The following is a 19779-nucleotide window of genomic DNA, read 5'->3' on the forward strand; positions in this document are numbered from 1 at the left end:
ACTATGGGGAGCATAAGAAAAGCCCTTTCTAATATACTTACAGGTCCTGATAATTCTCTGGATATTCGAAATCTCAGATATCTTCCTAGATGGGCAATTTTGATGATCGATATAGGTCTGGTTACTATCTCAACGATTTTAACCATATTTATCCTTTTAGATCTATCTCCTTTCCAGTATACCTTTTTAAATTATTATGAGAAGGCACTCTTGGTAATTGCCATGAATGTCGGCTTCTTTTTCGTTTTCAAGACGTATGCCGGTATCATACGATATTCTTCCAATGTCGACGCATTAAAATTATTATTATCTACTTGTAGTGCCTTTATTGGTTTAGTAGTAATAAACTATACATCCTATTTCATAATAGGTCAGAAAATATTTTTAATCGGTGGATTACTAATTAACCTATGGATATCATTTTCGCTCTTATTTTTATTTAGGCTTAGTGTCAAGCAATTTTACGAATATTTCAAAATTCTTCAGAAAAATGAGTCTCTCATCAATGCAGTTATTCTAGGGGTTGATGAAAATGCGATCTCTATAGCAGGTGCTCTTGAAATTGAACATCCACGCCGGTTCCGTATTGTGGGATTTCTAACACAGGATTCACACAAAAGACTCCGAGTTTTGGACAAGCCAGTTTTAAGGCATACCCAAAAAATTCATGAAGAATTAAAATCCCTTGGAGCCGAGGCGATTATTTTTTCTGAACATACTCTCACCTCTGAAGAAAAATTTAAATTGGTAGAGGAGTGTCTGGAACACGATATAGCGATTTATAACGCTCCTTTAGTTTCAACCTGGGGCGGAGAGCCGATTGCCAATAAGGTTAAAACGTTGCAGATAGAAGATTTGCTTGATAGAGAACCTATTAATCTTGAAACTCAGAATAAAATTGAGCAATTAACGGATAGGACAATTCTGGTTACAGGTGCAGCAGGTTCTATTGGAAGCGAGATCGTGAGGCAGGTTGCTAAATATCACCCAAAACGTTTAATAATATTAGATCAGGCAGAAACACCTCTTCATAATTTACAGCTAGAAGTGGAATCCAAGTTTCCTGACCTGAACTTTAAGGTGATTGTTTGCGATGTAGGGAATCAGAAAAGATTGGAACTTATGTTTCAGAATCAGAACATTGATGTTGTCTATCACGCAGCGGCTTATAAGCATGTTCCGTTGATGGAAAGTAATCCACACGAAGCGGTTTTTGTTAATATCCATGGGACCAAAAATCTCGCAGATCTTGCAGTGAAATACAATGTTGGACACTTCGTTATGGTTTCAACAGATAAAGCGGTTAATCCAAGCAATGTTATGGGTGCCTCTAAGAGAGCTGCTGAAATGTACGTTCAATCCTTATTTCATAACCAAATTAAAACTGGTCTAGGATCTACGAAATTTATAACCACTCGTTTCGGAAACGTTCTAGGTTCTAATGGTTCGGTAGTACCGCTATTCAAGAAACAAATAGAGAAAGGTGGACCTGTAACTATTACTCATCCAGATATCATTAGATATTTTATGACAATCCCGGAAGCTTGTCAGCTTGTACTAGAAGCTGGCGCAATGGGTAAAGGGGGCGAAATATTTGTTTTCGATATGGGTGAGCCAGTCAAAATTATGGACTTAGCCATCAAAATGATTAAACTTGCAGGTTACCAACCGAACAAACATATTAAGATTAGAATTACTGGACTTAGACCAGGTGAAAAATTATACGAAGAGTTACTGAACGATGAATGTAAAACGCTTCCTACACATCATAAAAAGATTATGATAGGTCAGGAGGTGGTAAGGAATTACGAAGGAATCAACGAGAATATTCTCAAGATAATAAAATCCGCCACTAAGTTGAAAAATGACAAGGTAGTTGCTAAACTTAAAGAGTTGATACCGGAATTTAAGAGTAATAACTCATCTTACGAAAAATTGGACAATTTAAATCAAACCAAAAAATCAGAAACTAATTGATGAAGAAATTTTTAATTATAGTACTTATTTCTAGTTGTCTTTTCAGCTGTGCTACCAAAGATCAGGTAGTTTATTTCAACGATGTTCAGGAATTGGAGGGTCGGGAAAACCTATTGGATTACGAACCGCAAATCGAAAAAAATGATGTTCTAAGAATTAATGTTTCTTCATCTTCAGTAAATCCCGAAATTGTAGCTCCCTTTCAGATGAATCAACAGGGAGGACAGTCTGGCGGCGGAGGAGGGCAGAATTTATCACTTACTGGTTATTTAGTGAGCCCCGATGGAACTATTAATTTTCCTGTTTTGGGAACTATTGCGGTGAAGGGATTAACGAGGACTGAAATACAAGAGAAACTTGAAGAGGAAATTTTGGATTATGTTAGAGACCCTGTTGTAGATGTTAGAATAGTTAATTTCAGTGTAACAGTTCTTGGAGAAGTGGGGTCGCCAGGTCGGGTTCAAATTAGTGATGGGAGAGTAACTATGCCTGAACTGCTCGCAATGAGTGGGGACATTAGTTATACAGGGAAACGACAAAATATCAGAGTTATAAGAGAAAGCAATGGAGTCAAATCTGTAGGATTTATCGACATGACTGAGACAGATTTATTTAATAGTCCGTTCTTTTACCTCAAGCAGAATGATATTGTATATGTAGAGCCTACTTATGCCAGAATGAAATCGGCAGGGTTTTTTGGTAATCCAGGAGCTATAATAGGCCTTATAAGTTCAGTTATTGGTTTAGTTTTTATATTCACAAGATAAATGGAAGAATTTAACGATTTCACTGCAGAAACAGAAGAGTCAAATTTTGATCTCAAAGCAGAGCTTTACAAATATCTTGCTTATTGGAAATGGATTGTATTAGGCTTATTAATAGGTGGCGTAATTGGTTATTTATACAATAGATATACAATCCCTAAATATAACACTCAAGCTACTATGATCATAGTAGATGATGAGAAGAAAAATGCAATGAATGCCACGCCTTCAGGTGGTGGAGCTATATTTTCACTGGAGGAAGATGGTATACAAAATCATATAGAGAAATTAAAATCCAAGCAACTCATAGAGAGTGTAGTGAAGGAGCTAAACCATAATATTAGTTATTTCATTGAAGGTAATGTAATTACTGTTCAGGCATATCATTCCAGTCCAGTTTTAATTGAATTCATTACCGATGATAGTATTGTAGATTCTGCCTCTAGAGATTTCGTTATAACCCCTACTTCCGAAACATCTTTTAGGTTAGAAGATGAAATATTGGAATATAGTGGCAGTCATAAAATTGGAGAAATAATAAGCCTGGATGGTTTAGATTTTATAGTCTTACCTAAATCTGGTAAGGAACAAGGAACTTTTGGTACTACAAGTTCTGTAAACGTTGTATTAGAGCCAGTTAGAGATGTTGCTGAAGAGTATATTGAGAAATTGCAAATCGCTCAAAAGGGAAAAGCCATGGACATACTCTCTTTAAGTTTAGTTCAGAATACTCCGGAGAAATCTCAGGATTTTCTGAGTAAATTAATGGAGCGATTCAACGAAGAGGGTGTAAAGAACAACAAGGAAGTTGCTGAAAATACGACGAATTTTATTCAGGATAGATTGGAAATGATTACCACAGAACTTGATTCGGTAGAAGTTGATATTGCTGACTTCAAAAGAAGTAATCGTATTATGGATGTTGGAACTGGAGCATCTGAATTTCAAACGAAATTTTCTGCTGCTGAACAAGAAATTTTCAATTTGGAAACTCAATTGGAACTCCTAACATCTGTAGAAGAACTATTAAGAAGTCAGGGTAAATACGAGTTACTTCCGGATATCGGGATAGATAAGGGTGGAGTTTCCAGTTTGGTCACGTCTTATAACTCCTTAGTGGTAGAACGGAATGTGTATCTCGAGGGTGGGACTGAGAAAAACCCAATAGTCAAAACTCTAAGCGAACAACTCGATGGCTTGAGAAACAATCTTTTTGAGAATATTCAGAGTACAAGAAGCTCGTTAAATATTCAATTGCGCGAGCTAAATAAAAGAGAAAATGTTGCTCAGGGGCAATTTAGTGCATTTCCAGGATTGGAAAAAGGTATGCGTAATATCGAACGGCAACAGCAAATTAAGGAGCAGTTGTATCTTTTTCTATTGCAACGAAGAGAAGAAGCTGCAATATCTTCTGCCGCTACAGCAGCTGTTGCTCGAGTAATCGATCAACCATACACCAATAACGATCCTGTTGATCCAGAGCCATGGTTGATTCTTATTGCAGGATTCTTAGTCGGCTTTATCATTCCGATTTTAATAATATTTGCTAAAAACTTTCTGGATACTAAGGTTCATCATAAAGGAGATCTGGCTTCATTGTTGAAAAGTGTTCCATTTCTAGCGGAATTACCACGAATTAAAGCAGAGGATGTAGATGTTATTCAATTAAATGACCGTTCTCCACTTGCAGAGTCTTTTAGGATACTGCGTACCAATTTAGCATATCTAGTGCAAAATAAAGATAAAACAAAAGCTGATGTAATATTTGTTACCTCAACAATTAAAGGTGAGGGAAAAACCTTTGTTTCCTATAATTTGTCGAGGACACTTGCTAGTAGTAGTAAGAAAGTTCTATTAATAGGGGCAGATATCAGGAACCCTAAACTTCATAGATATACCCAGAACACTATTGGTGCTAAAGAAAAAGGATTATCAGATTTTCTGTATGATTATGACGTAAATTCTGTTGATGTCATTTCTACCACAAATGATGGGAATATTCCAGTAGATGTAATACTGTCGGGACCAATTCCTCCAAATCCTGCTGAACTTTTAATGAACGATCGATTAGAACATTTAATCGAAGAGTCGAAGTCGACATATGATTACATCATAGTGGATACAGCACCTGCGATGATTGTGACTGATACTTTGTTGATTAGTCAGTTAGCAGATTATACGCTCTATGTTACCAGAGCAGATTATACAGAAAAGGCCCTTCTAGATTTCCCGAAAGACCTAAAGAAACAAGGAAAGCTTAACGGTCTCGCTGTAATTCTCAACGATATAGACTATTCAAAATTTAGCTACGGCGCACAATATGGTTACTCCTATGGATATGGATATGGATATGGAGAAGAAAATGTGTCGAGATGGTCGCGGATTAAAAAGCGTATTTCAAACTCTAGCTAAAATGATTTTGAAGTAGCCTGCAATTATTTTCAGCTATTAATTGAATCTGATTAGCGTATTTTTTCGGAATTTTAATCTCTTTGATCTTTTCTAGATGAGCAGTTTTATGAACATCACTACTAATGTATTCAATCATTCCATTTTCAATAAGCTGAAATGCAATCTTCTGAATCCCTTTTCCATAATGACTGGATAGGGATAACATATTAATTTGCATCTGGCATCCTCTCATTTTTAAGTCTTTATATTTATTAAGATCCTTTGAATGCATATAAGTATATCTCTCTGGATGCGCAAGTATCGGAATTTTAGAGTTATTCTGAAGTTTAAAAAGAATTTGAGTCAGGTTGATTGGAGCTTGGAAATAGGACATCTCTACTAGAACCTTATTGTCTGTTATTGTAAGTATCTCACCACTGTCTAGAATATCAAGAAAATGTTGGTCCATCATATATTCAGCTGCATAGGTTAGTTTTTTAGGACCAGCGTTCTCATTCAATACCTTCTTATAGGCTTCTTGAATGCTACTGGGAGTATTGGGATAAAACTCGCCAATAATATGCGGTGTTGCAACAATGTCATCAATTCCTATCTCAGAGAATCCCCGAAATAATAATCGCGAGGTTTCTACGCTATCAGACCCGTCATCAATACCAGGTAATGTGTGATTATGAAAGTCTGGAATACCTTCGATTAAGTCAACTAAATATTTACTTCTACTAAATATCGATAACATATGAACAAGTTTACAGTCCAAAATTAAAGATTTTAAATTCTAAATAGTAATATTTGCAGCCTAAGTAGACCTATGAAGCATCCTTTTATTCTTTACACATTTTTAATCCTTGGCATAAACTCATCTGGTCAGGATTATTTCAATCTCGATGCGCAAGGAACTGCAGGACTTTATAGTGGAGCAGAATCTCCATTTTGGATGCATTCTAACCGTAGAGGTAGGCTAGATGAGAAAACTTTTTACAGCGGATTATTATCGGGTACAGCTATTTTTGAAATAGATAACACTAGTTCTTTTCAATTTGGTGGCGGATTTCTCTATAAAGATGGCTATGATGATGGTATTAAGATAGATGAAGCATATTTTAGTTATGTCTCACCAAAAATTAGAGTTGACATAGGTAAAAGGCAGCGCACGGATTTATACCAAGGTTTAAGTGTTAGCAACGAAAGTATCTTATGGTCTCTCAATGCTTCGCCGTTTCCTGGGATATTGATCGAAACAATAGATCCTATTTTTATTAATTTGAAGGATTATGGTTTTGGCTTCAAATTTTCATTTGGGGAATATCTGTTAGATGATGATAGATATATAGATAGCCCTAGATTGCATCATAAAAGTGCTCATTTAGTTTACAGAAATAAGAAATCTTTCGAAGTTAGTTTAGGGTTGCAACAATTCGTACAATGGGCGGGTAATTCAGAAGAATTTGGGAGATTGCCACAAACCCTTGAAGATTATGGGCGCGTAATTACAGGGAGAGCTGGAATAGATGATGTAGGAGGCCAGGAAGTCAATGCACTTGGGAACCAGATTGGGAGTTACGAACTTAAGATGAAGTCAAGGATGAATGATCTGGAAGTTGAATTTTTTTATAATCATATTTTCGAGGATGGATCTGGTCTTAAAATGGGTAATTTACCAGATGGTCGCTATGGAATATACGTTGAAGACAATAGAGATACTTTCTGGGGTGAGGATTGGATAAAAGCATTTATTTATGAGTTTCATTATACAAAAAATCAAAGTAGAAGTAGAAAAAGCTCAACTTCTGATGGCGCTGATAATTATTTTAATAATAATCTCTACAAATCAGGTTGGACGTATCAGAATCTAGTCATAGGTAATCCATTTATTTTAACAACAGAAGAACGCTACAGAATTGGTGTAAATATAATAACTGCACATCATATTGGAATCTCTGGAGAAGCGTTCGATCTGCCTTATAAAGCTTTGCTATCCTATCGTAAAAACTATGGTAGGAAGGATACATTCTTTGACGTTACACAACAGGTGGTTTCATCTTACCTGGAAGTTGAGTTAATGAAGGGGGATTACAACCTGTCTGCATTTATCGCTTCAGACATTAAAAACGTAGATCAATCTAATTTTGGTGCAGGTCTCAAATTCTCCAGATCTTTATTTTAGGTCAAGCTTAAATTTTTTTGTATTTTCCTAAATCCAAACCTACTATAGTATCTTGAATTATGTTTCTATAAATTCTATTACAGAAACAGTGATAACCTTAAGTTATGCTAAGGGTGTCACTGCGTTTGACAATTCAGCAACTCAATTTTTCGAGGAAAACTTTTCTTCGGAAATTAGTCTGCAATCCACGCTATTCTCCCTTTTTCCTTCAGAACTTGCCGCACAGCTTAATGAAAAAATGACCTTTTGTAAGAAAGGTCGCTTTCAAACCCATACGTACCAGAAAGAACTCAATTCGTCTGTTTTTAGTATTTATATAGCACCAATTATAGGTGTTGACAGTAAAATTAGTAGTGTTTCATTGTCAATAGAAAAGAATGATAAGACATATAGAAAGAAGGAAGACCTGTTATTGAGAGAATTAAATTACAGTTCACAATTCTATACCAATCTTTTTCATCACAATCCAGATGCGGTTTTTCTTTTCGATCTGGAGGGAAAGTTCATAAATGTAAACGCTCAATCAGCACAATTAGCCGAAACGACTGAAGAAAAACTGTTGCAAATGCACTTTTTACCGTTCATTCCTGAAGCAGAGAAGGAACAGGTTTTAAATTATTTCGGAAGAGCTCTACAAGGCGAGTCTCTAGATTATCAATGTAATTTTGTTACGGCTAAGGGTAACCATAGAATACTGGAGGTTAAAAACTTTCCAATTGTATTTCAGCAAGAAATTATCGGGGTATACGGAATTGCTAAAGATATTACAGAAAAACTTGAAACAGAACGTAAGCGACGAGCAGATAAACAAATGATGCGCGCTATCATCGATAATATTCCGGATTATATTTTTGTAAAGGATCGCAATAATCGTTCTATCCTTACCAACAAAAAATTCGCGAATAATATATTAGGTCTGGATGATCTAAAAGCCAACTCAAATATCACTCCTCTCGACTATTTTGAGGAGACTAAAGCTAAAGAAATCATTGCAGACAATGATTCAGTAATGAGTTCAGGTAAAGCAGTTTACAATCGCCAGGATATTGTCGAAAAAGGTGATGGAAGTCAGGAAATGGTGCTATTGACCAAAGTTCCTTTGAAAGATGCTGAAGACAATGTAATAGGCTTAGTAGGGATAGCAAGAAACAATACAGATGCTTTTCTTCAGAATAAAAGAAAGGATTTAATTCTAAAAACTTTAAAGGCTTTCGGTGATAACAAAACATTCCAGGAGGCAACGAATAAAACGCTTGAGATATTCAGTAGGGAGTTAGGTTTTGACTATGCAGAAGCTTATAAGCTTAGTGCAAACAATATAGAATTGATTCGAACAGCTTACTGGCCTGAAAATTTAGATCTTCAGGATGGAGATTCTGAGAGTGTTCGTTACAAAAAAGATGATGGTCTGCCAGGTAAAGTATGGTCCTCTATGAATATCGAAATCATTCATAAGGAGGATAAAACAGGTCTGCTCAAAAATATGATGCTGAATGAATCTGAGTCGATACAAACTGCAGTTGGAATTCCTATAATCCTACAAGGACGGTTGATCAGTATTCTCTGTTTTGGTTCTAAAGTTTCCCGAAAAAAAATAGAACAATCTCTTTACTCAGATGTTAGCATTCAGATAGCCTCAGCTATGGAGAGAAAACTGAGTCAGAATCAGTTGTCAGACTTCTTTGAATATTCACCAAATCTTATAGCGGTGATTGGGCTGGATGGATATATTAAAATGGCGAATCCAGCTTTTGTAAAAACTTTCAACTATAGCACGACTGAAATTTTATCGCAACCATTCTCAACTTTTATACATCCTGATGATCTCGATAAAACCTTTGAAGCTATCAAACAGATTTCTGTAGCAGGAGAGGATTTTGAGATTCGTTGCAGGCAAAAGAGTGGAGATTATATATGGATATCCTGGCGCTTTTCAAGGTTCTTTGAAAACGAAAATATCGTTTATATCTACGGAACCAATGTTACGGCGATCAAAAATCATGAGGCTCTACTAATAAATAGTGAGAAGCGATTTAAGGCTCTGGTTCAGGAAGGTTCAGATCATATTGCAATTCTGGATCACAATTTAAAATTTATTTTTAATAGCCCGGGTACAGAGCAACTTTATGGTTTTTCTACAGATCAATTATCTCATACTTATTTTGAACATAGAGTGTGCAATGAAGATTGGTCTAGAATTGCTGGTATCCTAAAAGAACTTAAAGAAGGACAGAGAATTCAACTACCTAGTTACCGGGTGAAGGATCAAAGTGAGACTATTCACTGGATTGAAACTATTGCAACAAACCTTTCCGATGATGACGCGGTAGGTGGTATTGTACTTAATTCGAGAGACATTACAGAATTTATACTTCAGGAACGCCAGCTCATTGAAAGTCTTAAGCGTTATGATATAGTGGCAAAAGCTACTAGTGATATAATAACCGATTATCATATTGCATCGGGAATTATGAAAGCCAGTGACACCATTGAATCGGTTTTCGGTTGGACGTCAGAGGAGGGTAGATTTACTTCGGAATGGTGGAATGATAAAATCCATCCTGAAGATTACGAGGAAGTAAGAAACGCTGCACAAGACCTTCTCAAAAATAATATTCAGAATCTAACCATTGAATATAGGTTTAGATGTGCTGATGGTTCTTATAAATATTTACTGGATCGAAGTCATTTAATGTTCGACGCAGAACAGAAACCTATCAGAATCATAGGCTCGCTGCAGGATATCACTGAGCGAAAAAGTCATCTAATCGCCATTCAAAATCACAATAAGCGATTAAAGGAAATAGCCTGGACGCAGTCACATGTAGTTCGTGCACCCTTAGCGAAGATCATGGGCTTAGTAGATTTAATGATGAACTATCGAGAAGATTTAGATAACATCGATGAAATACTAGAAAATATATTAATTTCAGCGAATGAATTGGATGGGATCATCCGAGATATTGCTGTGAAAACAGAAAACGAATTGTAGCAATCCCCAAAATTACCCTATATGTTACGTACCATAATTATTGATGATGATGACATTGTCACTTTTTTACAGAAAAAGATTGTTTCTAAATGCGGTTTGGATAGTGACCCACTAGTTTTCAAAGATGCGCACAAAGCATTGATATATCTAGAGCAGGAAGCCAGAGAAGACCAGGATTATTTGATCATGCTGGATATCAATATGCCTACCATGTCTGGATGGGAATTTTTAGACCATATCAAAAAACTACCTTCAGATGAACGCTTGCATGTAGTGATGGCAACATCTTCAATAGATCGAAAGGACAAGCGTGAAGCGGCGAATGACCCACATGTAGTAGATTTTATCGAAAAACCGCTATCTGCCAGACACTGCGAAAAATTAAAGGGAATTTCTAAGCTTGCACCCTATTTCCAAATGAGCTAAAGGGAATCTTCTCGACCAGAGGATTTGCAGTTTTAATTTTTTCTTCAGCCCAGTTCTTTTCTTCTTCATCAGGTGCATCAGTGTCCTCATTGATCGCGCCCGCAATAGGCTCGTGATTCAACTTAATATACATGGGGAAGTGGTCTGAGCCTATACTTTTCTCCCTGGCAATATCGATAAGTGTAAAATCTCTGGTGTGGAAAACATGATCCAGAGGCCAGCGTAATAAGGCGTAACCTGTATGAAATGTATTGAAGAACCCTCTACCAATCCTGGGATCCATGAGTCCGCTCAACTTTTGAAAAAGTCTTGTAGTTCTGGACCAGGCCACATCATTTAGATCTCCAAAGACCAAAGTAGTATGTTTTTCACTGTCGATATCCCGACCCAACATCAATAGTTCTGCATCTCGGTTAGTACTGGTATCACTTTCCGTAGGACTTGGAGGCATTGGATGCAAACAGTGTATGTTTACTTTCTTTCCACTTCTTAGAACTACCATTCCATGTATAGATGGAATATCATGTTGCACCAGATATCTTACTTTTATATCCTCAAGTTCCAGTTTTGAATACAGGTGCATACCATAAAGGTTATCCATAGGAATCTTGACAGTGTATTTATAATCTTTTTCGATAACCGACATTTCATCTTCCCAGCGCTGGTCAGATTCCAAGGTTAAAAGAATGTCCGGATCACGCTTTTTTACCAGTTCAATAAGTTTATCACTGCGTTTATTAGGAGTAAGTACGTTACTAACTAATATCGAAATCGAGGCGTCAGGATCACTGCCTTTAAATTTCATAACCTGTTTACTCGAAAGATACGTGTAAGGATAAATTTTCACGAATTGATACAGCAAACTAATGAAGAGGACAGCAATTGCTATAAGATGCCAGTCTTTATCGAAATCATAAACAACTATGGAAGCAATGATCGCGCAAATAATTAGAAAGCTGATCTGTATTCTTGGAAAATCAAATCCACGAATCCACCATTGATCAAATCTGGTTGCTGATGCGATCGTAGGAATACACATAACTACTGAAAAAAAGATCACGATAATCTCTCCTATACTCATACTGGTCGTTTATGGTTGGTTATCAAGTCTAGGATAATTCAATTTAGCAAACTTCCCATTCTTAACCTGTAGCGCAAAAATTTACTACAGGCCTCTAAGATAGTATTTGCATAGCAATTGCAAAAGAGGGCCTGAATACCAGGAGCATCTGGAAGATTCATTTTATTAAGGATCAAATTTCTGAACCCTTATAAATACAGGCCGCTAGTAAACAATTGGCAATATGTAATTTTGAACTACAACAGAATAGTCCCGGGAATTTGTGACAAAAATAACATCCTGTGTGAAATTGGTAGGTTACCAAGGTTAACATAACTTTAGTCTCTGTGCATCATCTGGCGTTTTTAGATTCTTCTGAAAAGCATTAATTTTATTAATATGAAAAAGAAGGAGAAAGAAGTAAGGGGCTTTGTTTTTAATAAATTCGAAGAACCTGAAAAGTCTGTATTCGACAGGCTTTTCGACATCTTCAAAGAGATTATTACGCACACTTCAGGAGATCTCGATGAGGCTCTAGACTGGCTTAGACAACTGGATGAAGAGTATCAACTTACTACAGATGATTATACGATCGATGATTTCGTTGAAGAGCTGAAGCAAAAAGGTTACATAAAGGAAGAAATTGAACCTGATGGTACCGGCGGAATGAGCATTACTGCGAAAACTGAGCGTGCTATACGACAGCAGGCACTGGAGCAGATCTTCGGAAGATTGAAAAAAGGTGGCGCAGGAAATCACAGAACTAACAAAACAGGTCGAGGGGATGAACATACAGGCGATTTCCGTCAATATCAATTTGGTGATTCTTTAAGTAGGATTTCTGTGACCGAAAGTCTTCGAAATGCCCAGATAAACAATGGAATTGGTGAATTCAGTATGTCTGAAGAAGACCTGGTAGTTGAGGAAACTCATTTCAAATCACAAATGAGTACCGTACTTATGATCGATATAAGTCACAGTATGATCCTATATGGCGAGGATCGAATCACTCCGGCAAAGAAGGTAGCGATGGCACTTTCAGAATTAATAACTACGCGGTACCCAAAGGATACCCTGGATATCCTGGTCTTCGGAAATGATGCCTGGCCTATTTCCATTGCTGAATTACCATACCTAAAAGTTGGTCCCTACCACACCAATACCGTGGCAGGACTTGAATTAGCTATGGATCTCTTACGCCGAAAGAGGAATACCAACAAACAGATCTTTATGATCACCGATGGGAAACCTAGTTGCATCAGGGAAAAGGATGGAACATACTACAAAAATAGTGTAGGACTGGATCCTTATGTAATCGATAAATGCTACAATAAAGCAAGGCAAGCCAGAAAGCTAAGAATTCCTATAACCACATTTATGATTGCCCAGGATCCATATCTTACCAGGTTTGTAGAGGAGTTTACGGCCGCTAATCAAGGGAAGGCATTTTATACAGGATTGAAAGGATTGGGTGAGATGATCTTTGAAGATTACGAATCGAACAGAAAAAAAAGAATTAGAGGATAAAGCTATGAATACGAAAGATATCAAGACACTTGGAGCATTAAAATCTTCAGGTTACCAGACTAAAAGTATTAAAGACGAACTTAGAGATAACTTAAAAGTCAGAATAAAAGAAGGCAAAAAAGCATTTGAAGGCATTCACGGGTATGATTACACGGTGATTCCGGAGCTTGAACGGGCTATTCTATCAAAACATAATATTAATTTACTAGGATTACGCGGACAGGCAAAAACCAGGCTAGCCAGGCTCATGGTGAATTTATTGGACGAATGGATTCCGGTAGTTGCAGGTTCAGAGATCAATGATGATCCTTTAAAACCAATTAGCCGTTATGCTCAGGAGAAAATTGCGGAAGAAGGTGATGGAACTCCAATAGAATGGATGCATCGCGAAGATCGGTTCTTCGAGAAGCTAGCAACTCCAGATGTTACTGTAGCAGATCTTATAGGTGATGTAGATCCAATCAAAGCTGCGAATTTGAGACTGAGTTATGCTGACGACCGCGTAATTCACTACGGAATGATTCCACGTGCGAACAGAAGTATTTTTGTAATCAATGAGCTACCAGATCTACAGGCCAGAATTCAGGTTGCTTTATTTAATATTCTTCAGGAAGGGGATATCCAGATCAGAGGTTTCAAATTGCGTTTGCCGTTAGATATGCAATTTGTATTTACAGCCAACCCTGAAGATTATACAAACAGAGGAAGTATTGTAACTCCGCTGAAGGATAGGATAGGATCTCAAATTCTAACCCATTACCCACAGAATATTGATATCGCCAAAACCATTACGGCACAGGAAGCCAAAAAAGATGGTAGACAGGAAGATACTATCAAAGTTCCCGAGCTTGCGAAAAATCTTTTAGAACAAATTAGTTTCGAAGCCAGGGACAGTGAATATATAGATCATAAAAGTGGTGTAAGTGCGAGGATGAGTATTACCGCTTTCGAAAATTTATTAAGTACTGCAGAGAGACGTATCCTTAAAACCGGAAGTGAAGAAACTACTTTACGATTTGGTGATTTTCTTGGGGTTATTCCTGCAATCACTGGAAAAGTGGAACTCGTTTATGAAGGAGAGCAGGAAGGCGCAGCTTTTGTAGCCATGGAACTTATTGGTGCAGCGGTAAAAACCTTGTTCCCGGAGTATTTTCCGAAGATCGAAAAACTTCAGAAGCCAGACGCAACTACACCTTATGATGATCTGGTAGAATGGTTTTTTGAAAGTTCAGGTTTTGAATTGCCAGATGATCTAAGTGATTCAGAATATAAAGAACAGCTAGATTCTATTGAACCTCTAAATGAACTCATTCAGAAATATCAACCGAATATTGAGACATCAGATAAGTACTTTATGAAAGAGTTCTTATTATGGGCTTTGGTCGAACATAAAAAGTTAAGTAAACAGCGTTTTTCTAAAGGTCTCAAGTTTAAGGATCTTTATGGAAGTTATATTAGTGGATTATAATCTGTATTTTTAAATAATTAATAATCAGCCTGATAATTTGAATTATCAGGCTTTTTTTTGTCCTGTTTTGAGAATTCCATAAATCTTCAATTCATTAAGGTTTAAAATTTTGTCATGTAGAATTATTAAATACCTTTAAAATAAATAAGACCAGAATCGTGAATTTTTCAACTTCAATTATTAACATGATCCAGGAAGAAATCTACTCTTCTGCAGTGACTATGTTTATCACGATTACAGGTATTACCCCTTGTGGGGTCCTAGCTATATAATACTCGTTCATACCTAATTTTATTTTAATCATTTAAATAATTTCAGCCATGCAAATCCTGAAATTTGGGGGATCATCTGTATCCTCACCAGAGAGAATCAAGTCATTATCCAGTTTAGTTCAACAGTATAGTAATAATGAAAAAGTCGTTGTTGTTTTTTCAGCATTTGGAGGTGTAACCAATGATCTTCTAAGTGTAGCTACACTAGCCCGGAACCGCGATGACTCTTATAAAGAACTACTGACTTCTATAGAAAAAAGACATCTGGATGCGGTTCGGGAATTATTACCTGTCGACCAGCAGAGTGCTGTTTTGAGTAAAGTAAAATCATTCATAAATCACCTTGAAACGCTCTGTGAAGGTGTTTATCTTTTAAGTGAACTCTCCGATAAAACGACTCATGTGATCTCCGGTTTCGGAGAAATGCTTAGTACCGAGATCATTTCAGCTTATCTTAAGTTGAGCGAAAATAATACATTATTGGTAGATGCTAGAGAGCTTATAGTGTGCCGTAACTTTAAGGAAAAAGTGCAGGTAAGCTACGAGCCGTCGAACACTAAGATTCGTCAATATTTTAATAATCATGATGCTCAGATCTATGTAGTGCCTGGTTTTATTTCGAAAAATTCTGAAGGCGTTCCCAGCACTTTAGGAAGAGGTGGATCAGATTTTACTGCGGCGATCCTTGGTGCAGCTCTCAATCTTAAAAAGGTTTATATCTATACTGATGTGAACGGAATGTACACCGCAAATCCAAATTTGGTGTCACAAGCTTATCCACTTGAACATATCTCCTATGAAGAGGCGATGGAGCTTTCTCATTTTGGTGCCAAAGTGCTATATCCTCCAACTTTACAACCTCTTATCAATCAGAATATTGAAATTCATATAAAATCTACGTTTGATCCTGATAGTCATGGAACTGTAATTTCCCGGTCGAGTAAAAAGAACTTTAGATGGGTAACCGGTATCACCCATATCGATGCGATCAGTCTGCTGAACGTGGAGGGTAGCGGCATGGTTGGTATCCCGGGATTTTCTAAAAGACTTTTTGAAGCGCTCTATTTATCAGGAATCAATGTTGTACTTATTACTCAGGCTTCTTCGGAACATAGTATTTGTATTGCGGTGAGGGATGATGAGGCTCAGGAGGCAAGAAATGTTTTGAATGATGCATTTGAAGCTGAAGTTTCTTCCGGTAAAATCAAAGCCGTAAAAATTGAAGATGATGTTGCGATCATTGCACTAGTAGGTGATCGTATGAAAAGTCATCATGGTCTTAGTGGTAAAATGTTCAGTGCTTTAGGACATAATAATATCAACATCAGGGCAATTGCTCAGGGTGCTTCAGAAAGGAATATTTCAGCTGTCATCGCGAAGAAGGATGTAAACAAAGCTCTAAATCTATTACATGAAGAGTTTTTTGAGGTGCCTTCAAAAGAGTTGAATCTATTCATTACCGGCGTAGGAAATGTGGGTGGCAAACTTTTACAGCAACTTCAGAAGCAGGAAGCATATCTACTTGAGAAGTTAAGACTGAAAGTTCGGGTTCTGGGAATCTCAAATTCCCGCAAAATGCACTTTTCTGAAAATGGAATTGACCTGAACACCTGGCAGGAAGATCTAGCTAAAGCTGATGATTGCTCCCCAGAAGCTTTTTTTGAATCTATCAAAAAATTAAACCTGCGAAACAGCATATTTGTAGATAATACTGCGAGTGAAGTAATTGCCGGGTGGTACAAACATTACCTTAGAAATTCCATTTCGGTAGTGACCTGTAATAAGATTGCCTGCGCAGATTCTTTTGAAAACTATCAGGAATTGCAAGATCTTGCCAGGGAATATGGAGCTTCCTTTCTCTATGAAACTAATGTTGGTGCAGGATTGCCAATTATAGATACCCTACAAAATCTTATGGCTTCTGGAGATCAAATCTTGAAGATCCAGGCGGTACTCTCCGGAAGTTTGAATTTTGTCTTTAATAATTATAAAGCTGAAGAGCCTTTCCATAGTATTGTACGTCAGGCGATGGAAGAAGGGTTTACCGAGCCAGATCCAAGAATTGATCTTAGCGGAGTGGATGTAGCCCGTAAGATCTTAATTCTGGCTAGAGAATCGGGACTTCAGCTTGAACTGGAGGATATTGAAAAAGATAGTTTCTTATCTGAAGCTAGCCTTAATGCAGCAGATAATGCTGAATTTTTTGAGATCATTGAAAAAGATGAAGCAAGCTTTCAAAAAATGTATCGTGAAGCAGAAGCTGAAGGCGCCGAGCTTAAATATGTAGCTCAATTAGAGAACGGAAAGGCTAAAGTCGGATTGCAAAAAGTTCATGCGCAGCATCCATTCGCGAATTTGAGTGGGAGTGATAACATTGTACTGTTCTTTACAGAACGTTATCCTGAGCAGCCCTTAATTGTAAAAGGTGCAGGTGCGGGGGCAGATGTAACTGCCTCCGGAATTTTTGCAGATGTGATAAGAATCGGTAAACGATAATTATGGAAGAAATTAAAATTTTTGCTCCTGCTACCGTTGCAAACTTATCCTGTGGTTTTGATGTACTTGGATGTTGTCTGCAGAACGTAGGCGACGAGATGCTGGTAAAAAAGAATGATCTAAATGAGCTTCGTATTACTAAAATTACTGGTGCAGATCTCCCAATGGAAATTGCTAAGAATGTTGCCGGGGTTGCTGTTCTCGCTCTTCTGGAAAGACTTGGTTCAAAGCAGGGTTTTGATATCGAAATCGATAAAAAGATTCGATCTGGAAGTGGGATCGGGAGTAGCGCTGCAAGTTCTGCCGGGGCGGTTTATGCAGTTAATAAACTTCTGGATGATCCATTTACTAACAATGAGTTGATCGAGTTTGCAATGCAGGGTGAATTACTTGCTAGTGGCAATGCTCATGCAGATAATGTTGCTCCGGCTCTACTGGGTGGTTTTAGTCTTGTTAGAAGTTACAATCCACTCGAAATTCTTGCACTACCGGCACCTTCCGAGATAAGAATGGTCGTTCTTCATCCAATGATCGAAATTAAAACCCGGGATTCAAGGGCGATCATAAAACAGAATGTAACCCTGGCATCAGCCATTGCACAATGGGGAAATCTGGGAGCTTTTATCAGTGCGCTTTATACCAATGATTATGAGCTTATGGGAAGAAGTCTGCACGACGCTATTGTAGAACCTGTTCGTTCCATTTTAATACCATACTTCGAAGAATTAAAAAAACTTGCTTTAGACAATGGAGCCCTTGGCTTCGGAATTTCAGGTTCAGGGCCCTCAGTATTCGCTATGTGTCAGGGTGATAGTGCCGCGGAACAGGTAAAAGTAGGTTTCGTCGATTTTCTTCAGGATAAGGAAATGGGATTCGAACTGCATATTTCAGAAATTAATAAATCAGGAATCAGAGTATTATGAAGTACTATAGTCTTAACAATAAAAAACATCATAGCAATTTTGAAAATGCGGTGGTACGCGGACTTGCACCCGACAAAGGACTTTATTTTCCAGAGAGGATTCCGCAGTTATCGATCGAATTTATTAGCAACCTGAAGAAACTGGATCCTGCAGAAATTGGAATGCAGGTCATCTCTCCATTTGTTGGTAACGAAATACCTGAGACAGAACTTCAAAAAATCGTGGAGGAAACGCTTTCTTTCGATTTTCCGGTGAAAGCGATTGAACCAGATATTTCAGTACTTGAATTATTTCATGGTCCAACCCTGGCCTTCAAAGATGTGGGAGCACGATTTATGGCGGGTAGTCTTGGCTATTTCATTCAGAAGGGAAATTTAGGAAAGGTCACCGTATTGGTAGCAACTTCAGGTGATACCGGTGGCGCTGTGGCTAATGGTTTTCTGGGTGTTGATGGAATCGATGTGGTCATTCTTTATCCAAAAGGAAAAGTGAGTGAAATTCAGGAGAAACAGTTAACCACTCTGGGACAAAACATCCAGGCGATTGAAGTTGATGGGACATTCGATGATTGCCAGGGAATGGTAAAAAAAGCATTCCTAGATAGTGAAATTACAGAGCGCCGGCAGCTTACCTCTGCGAACTCGATAAACCTGGCCAGGTGGTTGCCTCAAGTGTTCTACTACTTCCTTGCTTACAGACAGTTAGAAACAAACAATAAAATAGCCTTTTCAGTACCAAGTGGGAATTTTGGGAATATTTGCGCCGGTCTTCTCGCGAAAAAAATGGGGTTACCTATAGATACATTTGTTGCGGCTAATAATGCCAATGATACGGTAACCAGGTTTATGGAATCCCAGGATTACCAGGCAAAACAAAGTGTTCAAACCATTTCGAATGCTATGGATGTTGGTGATCCCAGTAACTTTGTACGTATCCTGGAATTATTTGGAAATCACTTTAAAGATCTCAAAAAACATTTGATGGCTATGAGCTATACCGACTCTGAGACTAATGCAGCAATTAGATCGGTTTACGAAAAACACAATTATTTAATGGATCCTCATGGTGCGGTTGGTTATTTGGGGCTTAAAGACTTTCTTAAAATAAATCCAGAATATAGTGGTGTGTTTTTAGAAACAGCGCATCCGGTAAAATTTCTGAAAACTGTAGAAAATGCTTCAGGAGCAAAAGTAGATATGCCGGAGTCTATCGCAGGAATTATGGATAAAAAGAAGAAATCCTTTCAGCTAAGCACGTATGCAGAGTTGAAAGAATTTCTTCTGGAAGATTATCGATAA

The 19779-nt window shown here is 37.5% G+C and carries 13 protein-coding genes; 11 read left to right on the forward strand and 2 right to left on the reverse strand.

From position 1 onward, the window contains the following. The first annotated feature begins 3 nt into the window (after positions 1 to 3). From JM79_RS06690 to JM79_RS06700, 3 genes are read left to right on the forward strand one after another with little or no spacing between them, the layout of a single operon-like run. Positions 4 to 1977, forward strand: a complete 1974-nt coding sequence (locus JM79_RS06690; RefSeq protein ID WP_141877406.1) for a nucleoside-diphosphate sugar epimerase/dehydratase — start codon at positions 4 to 6, stop codon at positions 1975 to 1977. Next, the gene (locus JM79_RS06695) at positions 1977 to 2744 is read left to right on the forward strand and encodes a polysaccharide biosynthesis/export family protein (protein WP_141877407.1); all 768 of its coding nucleotides are present in this window, start codon (positions 1977 to 1979) and stop codon (positions 2742 to 2744) included. Before JM79_RS06690 ends, JM79_RS06695 begins: the two co-directional genes overlap by 1 nt. After that, entirely contained in the window at positions 2745 to 5153 is a 2409-nt protein-coding gene (locus JM79_RS06700) for a tyrosine-protein kinase family protein (RefSeq protein WP_141877408.1), read from the forward strand. It begins immediately after the preceding gene. Here JM79_RS06700 and JM79_RS06705 read toward each other — a convergent pair. Next, the gene (locus tag JM79_RS06705; protein WP_141877409.1) at positions 5146 to 5889 is read right to left on the reverse strand and encodes a CpsB/CapC family capsule biosynthesis tyrosine phosphatase; all 744 of its coding nucleotides are present in this window, start codon (positions 5887 to 5889) and stop codon (positions 5146 to 5148) included. The genes JM79_RS06700 and JM79_RS06705 overlap by 8 nt on opposite strands. 72 nt (positions 5890 to 5961) lie before the next feature. Here JM79_RS06705 and JM79_RS06710 point away from each other — a divergent pair, with 72 nt between their 5' ends. The 3 genes from JM79_RS06710 to JM79_RS06720 all read left to right on the forward strand — a co-directional run bounded on the left by JM79_RS06710 (position 5962) and on the right by JM79_RS06720 (position 10735). Continuing rightward, positions 5962 to 7317, forward strand: coding sequence for a capsule assembly Wzi family protein (locus tag JM79_RS06710; protein ID WP_141877410.1), 1356 nt, complete (start codon positions 5962 to 5964; stop codon positions 7315 to 7317). Between the two features lie 88 nt (positions 7318 to 7405). Next, complete coding sequence (locus JM79_RS06715; RefSeq protein WP_141877411.1) at positions 7406 to 10309, forward strand: PAS domain S-box protein; 2904 nt, start codon at positions 7406 to 7408, stop codon at positions 10307 to 10309. 21 nt (positions 10310 to 10330) lie between these two features. After that, the gene (locus JM79_RS06720; protein WP_141877412.1) at positions 10331 to 10735 is read left to right on the forward strand and encodes a response regulator; all 405 of its coding nucleotides are present in this window, start codon (positions 10331 to 10333) and stop codon (positions 10733 to 10735) included. On the opposite strand, the gene JM79_RS06725 is transcribed toward JM79_RS06720, so the two are convergent. Then, on the reverse strand, positions 10704 to 11816 hold the full coding sequence (locus JM79_RS06725; protein WP_141877413.1) for an endonuclease/exonuclease/phosphatase family protein: 1113 nt from the start codon (positions 11814 to 11816) through the stop codon (positions 10704 to 10706). The genes JM79_RS06720 and JM79_RS06725 overlap by 32 nt on opposite strands. A gap of 378 nt (positions 11817 to 12194) precedes the next feature. Between JM79_RS06725 and JM79_RS06730 the strand changes: the two genes are divergently transcribed. The 5 genes from JM79_RS06730 (at position 12195) to thrC (ending at position 19779) form a co-directional block, all read left to right on the forward strand. After that, positions 12195 to 13322 carry a hypothetical protein gene (locus tag JM79_RS06730; RefSeq protein WP_141877414.1) on the forward strand — a complete coding sequence of 376 codons (1128 nt, stop codon included), beginning with the start codon at positions 12195 to 12197 and terminating at the stop codon, positions 13320 to 13322. Positions 13323 to 13326: 4 nt separating this feature from the next. Next, the gene (locus JM79_RS06735) at positions 13327 to 14790 is read left to right on the forward strand and encodes a magnesium chelatase (protein WP_141877415.1); all 1464 of its coding nucleotides are present in this window, start codon (positions 13327 to 13329) and stop codon (positions 14788 to 14790) included. Positions 14791 to 15110: 320 nt separating this feature from the next. Further along, the gene (gene thrA, locus JM79_RS06740) at positions 15111 to 17558 is read left to right on the forward strand and encodes a bifunctional aspartate kinase/homoserine dehydrogenase I (protein WP_141877416.1); all 2448 of its coding nucleotides are present in this window, start codon (positions 15111 to 15113) and stop codon (positions 17556 to 17558) included. Positions 17559 to 17560: 2 nt separating this feature from the next. After that, on the forward strand, positions 17561 to 18481 hold the full coding sequence (locus JM79_RS06745; protein WP_141877417.1) for a homoserine kinase: 921 nt from the start codon (positions 17561 to 17563) through the stop codon (positions 18479 to 18481). Further along, entirely contained in the window at positions 18478 to 19779 is a 1302-nt protein-coding gene (gene thrC, locus JM79_RS06750) for a threonine synthase (protein ID WP_141877418.1), read from the forward strand. Before JM79_RS06745 ends, thrC begins: the two co-directional genes overlap by 4 nt.

Origin of the sequence: Gramella sp. Hel_I_59 (genome assembly GCF_006714895.1) — a bacterium.
In the GTDB taxonomy this organism is placed as follows: domain Bacteria; phylum Bacteroidota; class Bacteroidia; order Flavobacteriales; family Flavobacteriaceae; genus Christiangramia.